Source organism: Nocardia transvalensis, assembly GCF_015477765.1.
Taxonomy (GTDB): domain Bacteria; phylum Actinomycetota; class Actinomycetes; order Mycobacteriales; family Mycobacteriaceae; genus Nocardia; species Nocardia transvalensis_A.
In genome coordinates this window covers 146,752-159,936 of sequence record NZ_JADLQQ010000015.1, presented here as the reverse complement: position 1 = coordinate 159,936, position 13,185 = coordinate 146,752, and the positions used below count along the sequence as shown (strand labels likewise).

Here is a 13,185-nt window from a genome sequence, read left to right as displayed (position 1 = left end):
CCGAAATTCGTCGACCCGTCCAGCGTGTCGGGCCGACACACCGAATTCGTGATTGGGACCACCCCCCGCAACGAAGATTCTGGAACTGCTGGATGCGCAACAAGGCCGCCGGAACCCACAGAACCGGTGTGGGGCCCCGACGGCCTTGTTGATGAGGAGAGGTGTTTCGAGTTGTCGGGTGAGGGGGTCAGGCGGCGTCGGTAAGGACCGCGCGCGCGGCACTCAGAATTTTGCCGACGGTCTCGTGGCTACCGAGCCCGACTGCGGTTTTCGTCTGGCGCTGGGAGTAGTGACGGTCGTGGTACAGGTAGAGGATCTCGGCAATCTGCTCAATCGGCCTACTCTGCGGAAGCAGGCCCGCCGCGATGGTCTGCTCGGCGATCGCCCGCCAGTCGCGGCTGGGCTCGACCTCGATCTCCGTGTCCGTCTCGTCATCGTCGATGCCGCCGCTGCGGGTCACCGAACCGAACTCGTGGCGACCCCGCTCGGCGATTTTTGCCAGCCCTCGTGAAGCATTCTCGGCGGGGCTTTCGACCAGGAGAGCGTCGGTCTCCTCGAGACGGGTCGTGAGCTCGTCGAAGGCTATGGTCATCAGCTCGCCATAGCGGGCGCTGACCCAGGCGTGAAGCCACGCAACGACCGCCACCATGACCGGAGGCACGGCGGACTCGGCAGCGCGGATTCCATCATGGTTCAGCGCGTGCGGCACGACATTCAATGCGACGGTCACGGACAGAAGAAAGCACTCGAAGGCGACGATCTGGACGACATTCACCTTGACCCTCCACCTCGTCGCCGCCGCTGCATACGCCATGACGACGACCAGCGGGATGGAGATCATCGCCTCGATGCCATAGCTCAGCCAGAACAGCGGCTCGCGAATGTTGTTGCTGGGCACCAAGCCGTGTTGGACGTTGACAGCCGCCCAGGCCATGCCGATGACAACAACACCGATCAGCGCGTAGGACGACCACGTGGCCTGTCGGCGAAGGTTCGCAAGCCGAGCATCAGGGCTGGTGACCCGGCGCCGAGCGGCAACGGCGCGACGGAACCAGCGCTCATCGACACTGGTCTCGCGCTGGATAGCCAGTTCGGCCCGCTGACCACGCTTCTCGGCACTCATGGCAGCGCGCAACTGTCGACGTTCCCGCGCCATCTCCTGACTGCGCTTCCACCGCGCCAGCCGTTTCATGCGCCACATCTCGAACCGGGTCGGCTCGCTGTGGAGCTCCGGATCCAGTAACAGCACCCCCCGCTGCCGGCGTGTCTGAAGTTCTTCGGTGAGCTCGGCGACGGACAGATCCTTCATCGACCGGCGGCGGTCCTTCTCCGACCACCGGGGCGGACTGGGTGCTGCATGCGTGGGTCCGATCGATGCGGGTTCCAGCGGACCGATGTCGGAATCGGTGGCCATTTCTGACTCTCCTGAGTTGCGAGCATTTGCCCCCAAAACGCGGTGATCCGCTCGTCGCCACGTACCATTCGAGTCCTGTGCCCGGCTGAGGGGTCCCCTCCCCCGGCCTGACATTGCTGATGGTGTGAGTCTGCTAGCTGGTCCCCTCGCTCTCCTTGGGTGCCTTCTCCGTCCTATCGTCTGGGGTCGCCTGCACGAAGATCTCCTTCGATAGGCCCGAGGGGGTGTCGCTGTACAGCTCGACAGATATCTGCCGATCCGGACACTCGGAGCCGACGACCGCCCGCGAGCTGGGCCGAAGGTCGTCCACTAAAGCCATCCGGTTGACACCCCCTACTCCGGCTTCTTCGTGTCGCCGCAATGCGTTGAGCACTCGGGGACGATCCAGGCGCCGCGATTCACCGACCCCCAGATCGGGCTCGAGGGAAGCGCGACCGAAGGCGAGCTATTGCTCCGGCTCGGCAGACTTCGTCGTGGACCGACCCTTGGCGTCCTTCGTGGTCTCGGTGTTCTTGGCTTTGGGCAGCCTCTTGCGGGGCCGGGTGTGGTATTCGAGGACCGGAGCCAGCCAAGTAGATAGTTGCTCGAAGCCTAGCTCGGCACCGATCTTTTCGAGCTTCTCGGCCTGCTTTTCGGTAGGCCGATACGGGAAGCCCACCTGTCCCCCGCCCTTGAATCGCACCGCGTTCGGATCCGGCTCGAACAGGTCGGCGACCGGCCGCGTCACGATGCGGGCGGCGTCGATGATCTCTCGAAGCTTGTCGTGATGGGTAGCGACCGCCTCGAGGATGATCTGCAGATTGGTGAGATCCTTCTTCTTTCGATACGCGATCAACCGGGTATTCAACGCGGGGTCGACGTACACCACCGAAGCGGCCGGGCGAGTGCCAGTCTCCCGTGGCGAAGCCTGGCGACGGGGCCGCGCCGAGGCCGACCTGGCCGGCGAAGCAGACTGCTCCGCCTCGTTGGCGGCCATCGCCTCCTCGGTTTCTTTGAGGATCTGAGCACGATTCGCGGGCGACAGAAGGGATGAGACGCCACTAGTCCCCGCACCGGCGATATCCTGTTTCCTCAAGGGTGAGGTCATGGCCAGTTTCCTTCCTCGATGAGCTCAGCACGGCGCGCCTCCATACGCGCCTGTATTTCCTTCTTCAGGCGGTCGTAGTCTTCAGCAACGCCAATCGATGTCGGGGAAACAACGATGGCGTCCTTGGCCTCACCTCGCCGAATCGCGGTCCATGTCGGGTTGTTCGCCACCTCGTCAGCCAGTTCGATTGGAACGCGTCCGTACTGTGCGCTGTCCTTGGCGACTTTCTCCGCATGCCGGATGAAAGCGTCGAACATCAGATCATCGGTCTGCAGATCCGAAGCGATGTCCTTGCGCGTCTCCGCGCGGATCCCTCTGCTGGTAGTCGACGAGTCGAAGATGAACAAGCCGAGCAGCATCAGGTATGGGTTGTGGTCACGTGCGATCTCGACTCGTTTGACAAGCTGGCTGAGGCCGTGCCGTGAGAGGTCGTCGGTTTTCATCGGTACGAGGATGAAACGGGATGCCCCCAGGCCGATCAGTAGCAGAGTCTCGTTCTCCGGGGGCGTGTCGACGAGGACGACGTCGTAGTTCGCGGCGATCGCGTGAAGAGCTTTGGCCAGACCCAGCACGACGCGGGGTGCGGTCGTGGCCGATCGCAGCTGTGCAGAGAGGGCATCATCGAGCAGAGTGATGTAGTCGCCGCCGGGCAGAACATCGAGGCCAGGCCGAACATCCTTGATCGGGTTCAAAGGAGCACCAGTGGTGATGCTCGTGAACAAGCCGGCGCCTTGGTCGTATTCCGGATGGTCGAGCAATCCGAGCAACACAGCGACGGTTCCCTGGCTGTTGATATCGACGATCAGAACCCGCTTTCCTTCAAGTGCGAGCCCGACGCCGAGGTTGACAGTGGAGGTCGTCTTGCCGACCCCGCCCTTCCAGTTCGCGAAGCAAATGACGTGACCGAGCCCGGGCCAGATCTCGAACACCGGCTGGTCCATGGTCGCTACCGGAGCCATGAAGTCTGCGCTCCCCCCGAGTGGCTCGTGCTCGGATCTACGTCGGGTACGAACGGATCGCGAAGCGATCCAGCGAGGTGCACTAACATCACTGACGGCTCCAATACCAGCAGATATCGAACTGTGAGAAAGGGTGTGGGTAGGTGTTCCGGACCGGCGATCTGCATCGTAGCGCAGGACGCGCAGGCGAACACCACGGAGCAGACAAGAGCCTCGGCGTGTCGGGCAATGTGCCCTACTACCCCGGCGCTAACGGGCCTCACCATCGAGCTGCCGAGGACGGGCTTTGCCCATCAACCAGCAGAGCGCTGTATCGGTATCACTATCTTTTAATAGGCACTGCTCAGAGCGTGTTTCCTTATCTACCACCGTATCTACCACCGTATCGTCGGGTAGACCTACCAAGAGCTGTGCAGCAGGGTATGGCGGGGGGCCAGGCGAGGTATGAGTGTGGAACCGTGCAACGAGGTGTGTATCACAGCGGCCCGGTAGACGAATGGGAGAACGGGTGCATCGACCGGTTCCAATACCGCCGACACGATAAGGCGCCGCGCAGATCCGTAAGTGTGGGCCAGTGCACGCCGATAGGCACTGGCCCGGACCGGCGCTGCAGTATGTGTACTGGCATGTGTATCGACGATTGGAGTGGTTTGTGTGGGTGTCGCCGCCTCGGCTTCGAGGGACATGGTTCCTGGTGCTTGCCGATTCAGTGGTGCGAATGTCAATCGAGAGGTTGGTGTAACGCCGAACGTAGCCACGCACGTCGAGATAGATCCCTGCACTGGCGACGCCGCCAGCCGCAAGGTATTGGGGCGAGTGAGTCGAATAGTTATCGTCACCATCCAGCGAAAGGCCATGGTGATGGCGCTGCGGCACCTATCCTCGAGCATGAGGGGCCCGGTTGTCGAACCGACTGGCGAGGTGGTACGTCAGGCAGCATGCGACAAAGCAAAGCGACTCGCCTAAGCATCTACCAGTGCGGTGACGAATCGACAGATGCCGTGGAGCACGCTGATAGCAATGGTGCCGCAGGTTGGCTGAACGACCAGGCCAAATACTGGTAGAACGGCAGGTCGATCGACAAAGCCAAAAGCCAAGCAGAGCACATATCCATCGGCTCTGGCACCTACGATGTCCTACGCAGGGGACGTAATTAATTAGAGCGCAAAGGGCCTTGCGATTGGCATGGCTGACCTCATAACTTCGTGCCAGGTAGGCGCAATAGCTATCCAATTGGTTTGCGTGTACACCGGTCGATAGATTTGTATCCAGGCTTTCTCACCAGTAGCTTGGATCATACTCTCAACGGCGTATCTGAAGACGGATAGATTTACGAGGGAACACGCAGTCAACATCACAGCTACACACACCTGACACAACGTTGTCCTGACTGGGTGCGGCCGAGTAGGCCGGTTTTCGAGCGTGTCACGGGAAGCAGAGAAATTATGAGCGCGACCTGGGAAAATAATTCGTCACTGTGACGAATTGAGACCGCCTCACAGGCAAGGGTTCGTCGCGGATGCCGCGAACGACTGCGCTGGCGCATCTAGAAGCCGCAGCACGCGCAGATCGCTTGCGGGGGGTCAATCAGGGGGAGCTGAGCGGCGATCCACGTGAATAAGGATTCATCAGGGAAAGGCACTCGGCGTCAATTGCGCAAACAGTGACGGATCGCAGCGGATGCATTGGCATGGGAGTGCATCGAGCGAGCTCAGGCTCGCCGCCAGGAGGAATGCTCGAAGGGGAGGCTGCTTAGGAAGACTCGGCCGAACTGCACGGACGTCAACAACGCGAGATCCGGATCGGAGGCAAACCGCCTGTCGAAGGTCGTTGCGATAGACGATGTACGCGGGTGGGGCCCAGCCTGCACGGCCACAGAACCAATTCATGGTCGACGAACGGCGAAACGCATCTGCGGGCATCTCAAGCCCTCCAGCCGGGAGGGAGGAGGACTCAAAGACTCCTTATGTGCAACGACTCGCGGGTCAGAAGACCTGGCGAGGATCGCGTCGTGGGTCGCCCGGTTCGCCTCGTTCACTTCGTTGCGTCTGAATGCGTTGCTTGAGTGAGCGCGTGTTCGGCATGCCTGAGGCGTGCGCGACTGCGACAGGATCGACCGAATCAAGTTCGACGATCAGATCGACGACGGTGTCTTCGAGCAGGTTGTAGGCGGACTGGTACATGCGCCAGAGTTGTTTGAGTTCCCAGGCGAGCAGCAGTGGTGAGGCGAAGAACATTCCGTCACACATGGTGCGGATCCGGCGTACTTGGGCGTTGCTGTCAGGGATCGGGCTGGCTGGCGTGGACCACAGGGTGCGGACCGTGGCGAGATAGACCGCTTCGTCGCACTCGAGCTGGGTAAGGCCCAGCAAGTCGGCGACGTCGGCCATGGGGCGTTGAAGCCCGCGCTGCACCTCGGCGATGGCCTTGCCGAGTGCTCGCTGGCAGGTCTCGGTGTAGTCGCCCAGTTCGAGCTGGCGCTGGGTGAGAGTCGCGAGGTCCGCCACGTTGGTGAATGTGTCCTGGCCCCGGGTCCACCGGGTGGCGATGAGGAGCGCATCCTCGGGCGTCCATTGGAACTTCGAGTAGCGATAGCTGTCGCGGTGCCAGTCGAGATCCTCGACCCATTCGTCGGGGGTTCGGGGCAGCCGCTCGAGCTCGATGCCCGTGACGTCGTCGTTGTCCGCCGCCGCGGTCTGGGGGGACCGCGTCTGATCTCCGGCAGGCAGCGTCATGTCAACGATGATCGCAGACATCACACGCATTGTCATCGGACACATGCTTGACGGGCGGTCGTCGAATGGTGGTCGAACGTTCGCCGAACACCCATCGAACACTCGCCGGATAGATGCCGAGTGGACGCCGAACGGTCGGCGAGCGCTGGTCGGCCCGTTGTCGAGCAACGGGCGAGCGTTAGGGAAATGCTGGTCGGGTGGTGGTCTGTGAGTGGTGTCAGGTGCGACAGATATACGTCGGACGACACGCCGGATGGCGGCGCGAGCCGGACAGATGCGGAGGAGCACCATCGTGACTGCCAGCAACAGCACAGCGTCGGACGACGCGTTCGACGACGAGGAGGAACTGACCAGGGATTCGAACGTGCGGCTTCCGTCCGGTCTGGCTGACCGATTCCGGGCCGAGGCCGAGCGTCGAGGGTTCGATCACGGTGCGCTGTTGATCGCGGTCCTGGAGGAAACCCTGGCGGACGGCAGCCTCGAGAAGTACCTGCACCCGGCCGGTGTCGTCGGCGGAGTCCGATTCAAGAAGCGCGCGGTCACCACGAGCCGCCGTAAGGGTGACGGGACGGACGAGACCACGTCGGCAGTAGCGTTCACCGCTCTGGACTCGGACTTCGAGATGTTCAAGCAGTTGCGCACCGAGCTCCTGGCCCGATCGGTGAATCATCTACTCGCCGCCGCGATCGAGGCGCATTACGCGGCCGAGGGCAGGAACGGTGCAGTTCCCGGCGCTCCAGACGACGCGGGGCGGATCGGCTGACGCTTGTCCCGCCCTCATGTGGTTGAGACACGCGGGGGTTGCGGGCAAATTTTGGCTGGTGTCGGACTTGCGGAGTACGATTCGGTCCTGACGGTGGATATCCCCCCCATCCATCGGAATCAGATGCCCCGGCGCGTACTCCCCCCCCAGATGTGCCGGGGCACTTCCTTGCCCGGGCGGGTCGGAACCACCAGACCGGGACAACTGGGGGTGCTCGCTTGGCAGTTTGAACGCCGCTACGCGGGGGTCTCACTGAGTAGCCCCGAGGGAGGGATTCGTCGGGTAGAAGATCGGTGAAGCTGCGGGAGAACGCTGAATGCAGACTTAGGTTCCTTGCTGCTCGCCAAGCGACCGTGTGTCGCGCTGCTGTGCGAAGAGAGCGGGAGCAGGCGGCGGTCGACGTGCAGCGGGGGAGTGTCAGGGGTGTGCTCCCTTGCCAGGAGTGGAATCGGGATCACTTTCGTCGATTCGAGCCAACGTTGCCGCGAGGGTGGCACCGGCGTCGGCGTTGACCTGCGGGAGCGACCCGAGGGTTGTGGTGATCATCAGGTGTTCGATGCCGGCCAGGAGTCGCTGACGGGCGAACAGATTGCGGTCGGCGTCGCTGGAGGTCAGGATCTCCTCGGCGATCGCGGAGATGTTCACCGCACATTCCCAGAATTCAGGGTTGGCGTTGCGGCCGTGCTCGCGATTCCCGGCGATTGCGTTCTGCAGTTTCGTTTCGGCGTAGTCGCGGCAGCGCTTCACAAGCTCGGGCTCCGCACCGACGTCCAGCAGTAAGCCGCGGGCGTAGAAGTCACGCCATGCTTCGGCCCGCGGTACCCATCGCGGCTCGGTTTCGGAGCCGACGTTCAGTTGTGCGGAGCCTGGGTCGCGTTCACACCGGATGCAATTGATGGTCGCGGCGTACAAGCGCGATGCGGGGGAGGGGGCCGGGCTCATGCCCTCGATGATGAACTGAGAGGCCTACACACGGATGGTTGTCGAAGCCCGGCCCAGGCACCTCCTACGCCGGCAGCGATCCTCGCCGCGACTCCGCCGGATCGGCGGGGCCGCGGACGATCCTGATCAACCCCGATCGACCATCTGCTCGACGACATCCGCGACGGCTACGGGAAGGATTGGTCCCCCATCGCTACCCTTTCTCGCGCAGAATGACATCACCATGCCCGAATCGTCCCGAATCGGCGGGGCGGCAGGCACTTCGATCCCACGGCGGCGAGCGTCGGTGCGGATGGTCAGGCTCGGTTTCTACGGCGCCCGCGGGTGTGCTCGAATTCCCAACGGTCCGCTGCGCTCGGCGATCGTTCGGTGTCCGACACGCACGCCATGAAGGGCAGCTGCCAACGCCCCAGCCGAGGTCTACTCTCGACGTTGAGCGGGCTTGAACCTGTATGCACGACAGTAACCGGGACGAGGAAGTGATCGCTAAGTGGACGCGGACGACCTTGCTGATCTGCCTCCGGAACTGGTCATGGCCTTTTTCGGCGGAAATCCGAGCGTCGCATGGGCGCGCTATTACGGTGTCGCCGGGTGGGCCCCCGATGCAGACGTGCAACGGACCGATGACGAGGGGCCCGCGCACGGTGAGGCCGGCGATACGAGCAGCGGGGCGCAGGGGGGCCGGCGGCATGACCACCCGCGTGCGTCGAACGCTGTTGATCAACCTTCGCAGCCGACACTCTCGACCGGCTCTCCGTTTGCTGATCTGCCACCGGATCTGATCATGGCCGCTCTCGGCGGAAATTTGAGCATCGCATGGGCCCAGCATGAAGGGAGACATCCGGCTTAGCTTGAGAGTTGTATTTCCTTGTGCTGCAATAGTTTTCGCCCCGGGTGTTGCCGTGCACGGGGGGATGGCAGCGGGCCGCTAACGCACCAGCAGCGCGAGGGGGAGTCCGGCTCGGAGGACCCCCCGTTTCAGTGCTCGAGTGCCGTTAGGAACGAGTCGATGACGGCCCATGCCTCGGCATGGCTGAACTCCAGATTGAGGTTGTGCCCCGTCTTCGCGACGACAGCCGCCTGCAGGGTGGCGCGTGGACCGAAGAATCGCCGTTCATATGCGGCCACCGCAGCGTCGGACGAACTGTCGAGCGCGAGGACGGGCGGCATACAGACGTGGGGATCCGCGCCGCCGACGACAAGCAATACGGGAAGGTTCACAGCAGCGGCGCTGTCGAACGTGGGCGCTGTCGTACTCTCCGGCAGTGCGCTGACGTCTTTGATCTGTTCGTCCAAGGCGATGATCTGCGGATCAGTGTTGGCGGGATTGTAGAAGCCGGCACGGATCCCCGGGAGGGGGGTCAGATAGCCGGGATCGAGAGTACTGAAGCGGGATTCGACGTTCGCCGGCTGTGCGACAGCCGCCGCGTGGCGCAGGACACCGATTCCGTGAGGGGCGTGCCCGGTGCTGGTGACGACTAGTGCATCGACGACGGAACTGGCGGTCGCGACACCATAGGCCACGACAGAGCCGAAGCTGTGGCCGACGAGGACGATACTCCGCAGGGCCGGCACCAGATGGTGCTCGACGATCTGATCGATGGTCTGGGCTATGGCACTGACCTGCGCTTCATAGGTGACCATCGCGCTCGGTGGATGCCATGACACGCCGGTGCCGAGGCGATCCAGCGCCAGGGTGGCCTCGCCGCGGCGATTCTGATGGGCGGCGTAGGAGTACCTGCGATCGCCGAATGGCCAGTCCCAATATTCCCGGGAATAAGTCAGCCCCGGAATCAGGATCTGCAGGCGGGTCGCGCCGGCGGGAACGCACAGAGTGCCGGCAATCGGGCCGGTCTGCTCCTCGATCGTTACCGGCGCGGCGATCTCACAGCGCAGCGCGTCGTCTGCGGGACTCGATTCATCGACAGCGGTGATGAGGCTGGACGGGTCGCGATCACCACGGTAGGGCACAAATCGAGACGATAGTTGCTCACGGAACTATCGATGCCGGGAATGGCTCGAGGATCTCCTGCGCGTGCCTCACCGCTGTGACGAGTTCGGCGGCCAGATCGGTGTATCGGGATCGGCGCTGCGAGTGAAGGTCTGCAGCAATAGCTGTCGGAGAGGGTCGTGGGTGGCTACCAGCAAGCCGAATGCGGCCTGACGGACCCACCGTTCGGCGGGGGAGTGTGCGACCACCGAACGGACCCCGGTGGCGACCATGGCCGCCGCCGCCGCGTTGACTGCTAGCCGGGAGATCTCGGCGCGCAGCATACGCACCGCGTGTACATCACCTCTTGCTGCCGCGTACTGGCCGAGAAGTTCGGCATAGCGAGTTCGGAACACGTCCGCGTCACCGCCCTGATCCTCCAGCTCACCGATGCACCCCTTGAGAACTCCGATCACGAGGGCGCCGTTGACCCATTCGTTGCGGACTACCCGGGTGCGCATGAACTCGGTCCGCGGCACGATGCTCAGGATGCTGTCCGCCGGGATGGGTAGGTCGTCGAAATCGAGCCGAACAGTTGAGCTGGCGGTGGCGGCGATGAGGGAAAGTTCTGTTGCCCGGATGCGGGTATCCAGCTTGTCCGGGACCACCAGTGCGGCGATGTGGTCGATGCCGTCGCGCCGGAGCAGACTCGAGGCGACCAGAGTATCGGTGTAGTCCCAACCGGTGACAAACGGCGAGGTGCCAGCCAGGGTGTAGCCGCTGCTTGTCTCGGAAAGGACGAGCGAGGGCATTGAATTCGCGCCGGCGTGGGTAATGCAACATCGGCGCTCTCCGGTCACCATGCGCGGCATCAGCGCATCCCTCAACTCCGAATTGTCGGAGGAAGAGACCGACTGGAGCGCCCCGATGTGCTGAGCCCAGACGAAGCCGGTCGCCAGACAGCCGGAAATGATCAGGGCCAATGTTTCCAGTAATTCCTCGGCCCCGATTTCTCCAGTGAACGGAATTCCGTAGAAGCCATTTCCGGCAAGCGCTTCGAAATTCGTCTCCGGAATTACTCCGGTCCGATCAACCTCGGCGGCTCCTGGAGTGAGTGTATCTGCTGCGATCTTTTCGGCCTTGGCGATCCAGTCGAGAACCATTTGTGACCTGCCTTAATTCTGGGTCTACTCCGAGGATAGCTGATAGTATCCGCACGCAGGGGGGCTAACCACAGGAGGGCAGGGTAGGGCGCGGTGTCAGGAGAACTGCTGAAGGGGGCAGATCAGCTGCTCATTGAAACCATGGGCCACGATCCGCTGGTAGTTGTTCGCAAGGGCCGCGGGCGTGACTTCAAGAAACTTCGAAACGAGTTACACAATCCTGACTATTCCATCGTCAGCGACGTGGTGAAACATGTCCGTCGCAGCCGATCCCCGGTGACGATGCGCGGAGCTGAACCCGGAGCGTCTGCGTACCATGGAATTCCTGTGGCCGGATCGGACAACGCGATTACCGGAGTGCATGTCACCTTCGGTCAGGAACCACTCCCGGACCCGCCGCGAGTCGCGGCATTTCATTGGGAGTTGGATACTCCGACCAAGGTTCCCAGGCTGATCCTCAGTTCCGAATATCAGGACATCATCGGTACGCCCGCCGAATTCCGCGATCGTAGCGTGTACGGGCCTCTGGATTTCTGCAACCGGATCGTGCGCATGCGAGATCTCTACCGGGTATGGGAGCAGATCGCGACCGCGGGTCCCGATACTGCCGCAGCGGGCCGTCTGCTGCTGCGTGACGATTCCGCCGCGCCGATCATGCTTCACTACGCATGCCGGTACGTCAGCACCGACGTGGGGCCCAGGCTCCGTGTGCTCTGCCAGGACGTGACCGCGTCCGCCGCACTCGATCCCCGGGATATCTCGCTCGAAACACTGGATGCCACCATCGCAGGGATTGCGATCTCGAACGCGAAGCAGTACGGAGCGCTGGTGGACTTTCGATGGCCTGCCCCGGTCGTTCTGAAGTGGTTGACGCCCTACTTCCGGGGGACCGGGCACGGGGTGTCCACCGGGCAGGCGTCGGGGCTACATCCTGAGGATCTGGCCCGGATGCCGGACATTATTGCCCCCGCCCTGGCCGGCGGAATCGCGACCGATCGAATCCGGACGCGGAACCCGGCCGGCGGGTGGATCTGGTCGGCGGTCACGATTCAGATCGTCGATCCCGAGCTGATGCCGACGTTGGCGCTGGTGCTGTTCACTCCGGGCCCGACCGACGCCCCCTCACAACCCCCCGCACGGCATCTGCCTCTTCCGTTCACTAGCACCGACCAGTAGGTATGCGCAATAGGTAACAATTCAAGCAAATAGTGGGCTTCATCACTTGACGCGACTACTATCCAATCCCACGGACGCGCAACAGCCGTCGCGATCACGACCTCGCTTCGGTCGTCTTCCAGGTTTTGACGCATCCGGCGTACCTCGACTGACGAGGTCGTGGAGCCCGCTGCCGGGCCCCACCCGCGCTCAACGATGGCTCGTGCTTACGAGCCTTGACTGCGAGGTGGGGTATGCACGGCGATGTCCATTCGGCGATTTCCGAAATTCCCTGCGGCGATCCGCGCCGTGTCGCGATCGGTCGGGCACCTTCTGAACCGCAGCGCATCCTGATCCTGAGATCGGGACCGGCCAGCGCGCCGTACGGGCTGCGCGACATCGCTGGCGCCTACGGCGTCGATGCCATCGTCGATCGGGTCACCCGGCTTCACGCAGCCGGCAACCACCATGCCGCTCCCCCCACTGCGGCGCTGGCGCCGCCCACGCCGCATCGCGGCCAGGCCACCCCCAACCGGAGACGGTGCGTCAGCGCAGGCCCGCGCGGCCGCACGCGTCTCGGCGGACCCCAGCGAGCGGCTGACGAGCGGGGACTTCGGGGCGGTGGCGACGTGGACATGGAACGCGCGGTAGCTGCGTACGAGGCGGCGCTGATCATGTCGGCGACCTTGGTCACGGCCCGAAGCAGCACGACATCGTGCCAGGGGAGGGGGGCTCAGGTGATTGGTGTCGGCCAGACCGACGACCAGGTGCCCGCCCGGGCGACGCACCCTGGAGAGTTCACGAAGCGACGCGGTCAATTCTGTGTCGTAGACCGTGTTGACCGTTGTGACGCCGCCCAAGCCGTCGTCGGGCAGCAGGATCCGCGACACATTCCTTCCCCGCTCGGACCCGCACAAACAACGGGTCGCCAAGTCTCCGGGTATTCGTCCGTTTTCTGCCGATACCCCTCGGAGTCGAATGGCCGCAAACAACAGCGTGCACACCGTATTCCAGGTTCCAGGAGCTGGTTGCAATGG

The 13,185-nt window shown here is 63.2% G+C and carries 11 protein-coding genes; 3 read left to right on the top strand and 8 right to left on the bottom strand.

The window, feature by feature from the left end; all coding sequences use genetic code 11:
* Window positions 1-187: 187 nt before the first annotated feature.
* The 4 genes from IU452_RS34640 to IU452_RS34625 all read right to left on the bottom strand — a co-directional run bounded on the left by IU452_RS34640 (window position 188) and on the right by IU452_RS34625 (window position 6,216).
* Window positions 188-1,414, bottom strand: coding sequence for a hypothetical protein (locus IU452_RS34640; RefSeq protein ID WP_195113474.1), 1,227 nt, complete (start codon window positions 1,412-1,414; stop codon window positions 188-190).
* Between the two features lie 445 nt (window positions 1,415-1,859).
* Window positions 1,860-2,279: a hypothetical protein gene (locus IU452_RS34635; RefSeq protein ID WP_195113473.1), complete on the bottom strand. Its 420-nt coding sequence runs from the start codon at window positions 2,277-2,279 to the stop codon at window positions 1,860-1,862.
* A 218-nt stretch (window positions 2,280-2,497) separates the two neighbouring features.
* Window positions 2,498-3,442: a ParA family protein gene (locus IU452_RS34630; RefSeq protein ID WP_195113472.1), complete on the bottom strand. Its 945-nt coding sequence runs from the start codon at window positions 3,440-3,442 to the stop codon at window positions 2,498-2,500.
* A 2,003-nt stretch (window positions 3,443-5,445) separates the two neighbouring features.
* Complete coding sequence (locus IU452_RS34625; protein ID WP_195113471.1) at window positions 5,446-6,216, bottom strand: hypothetical protein; 771 nt, start codon at window positions 6,214-6,216, stop codon at window positions 5,446-5,448.
* Between the two features lie 271 nt (window positions 6,217-6,487).
* Here IU452_RS34625 and IU452_RS34620 point away from each other — a divergent pair, with 271 nt between their 5' ends.
* Window positions 6,488-6,958: a hypothetical protein gene (locus IU452_RS34620; protein ID WP_195113470.1), complete on the top strand. Its 471-nt coding sequence runs from the start codon at window positions 6,488-6,490 to the stop codon at window positions 6,956-6,958.
* Between the two features lie 417 nt (window positions 6,959-7,375).
* On the opposite strand, the gene IU452_RS34615 is transcribed toward IU452_RS34620, so the two are convergent.
* Window positions 7,376-7,900, bottom strand: a complete 525-nt coding sequence (locus IU452_RS34615; protein WP_195113469.1) for a hypothetical protein — start codon at window positions 7,898-7,900, stop codon at window positions 7,376-7,378.
* A 490-nt stretch (window positions 7,901-8,390) separates the two neighbouring features.
* Between IU452_RS34615 and IU452_RS34610 the strand changes: the two genes are divergently transcribed.
* A complete protein-coding gene (locus IU452_RS34610) occupies window positions 8,391-8,750 on the top strand; it encodes a hypothetical protein (protein WP_195113468.1) in 360 nt (119 codons plus the stop codon).
* Window positions 8,751-8,878: 128 nt separating this feature from the next.
* On the opposite strand, the gene IU452_RS34605 is transcribed toward IU452_RS34610, so the two are convergent.
* The gene (locus tag IU452_RS34605; RefSeq protein WP_195113467.1) at window positions 8,879-9,871 is read right to left on the bottom strand and encodes an alpha/beta hydrolase; all 993 of its coding nucleotides are present in this window, start codon (window positions 9,869-9,871) and stop codon (window positions 8,879-8,881) included.
* 69 nt (window positions 9,872-9,940) lie between these two features.
* Entirely contained in the window at window positions 9,941-10,993 is a 1,053-nt protein-coding gene (locus IU452_RS34600; RefSeq protein WP_195113466.1) for an acyl-CoA dehydrogenase family protein, read from the bottom strand.
* A gap of 93 nt (window positions 10,994-11,086) precedes the next feature.
* On the opposite strand from IU452_RS34600, the gene IU452_RS34595 reads away from it, so the two are divergent.
* A complete protein-coding gene (locus IU452_RS34595) occupies window positions 11,087-12,169 on the top strand; it encodes a GAF domain-containing protein (protein ID WP_195113465.1) in 1,083 nt (360 codons plus the stop codon).
* A gap of 206 nt (window positions 12,170-12,375) precedes the next feature.
* Here IU452_RS34595 and IU452_RS34590 read toward each other — a convergent pair whose 3' ends face one another.
* Window positions 12,376-13,038: a hypothetical protein gene (locus IU452_RS34590; RefSeq protein ID WP_195113464.1), complete on the bottom strand. Its 663-nt coding sequence runs from the start codon at window positions 13,036-13,038 to the stop codon at window positions 12,376-12,378.
* Between the last annotated feature and the right edge of the window lie 147 nt (window positions 13,039-13,185).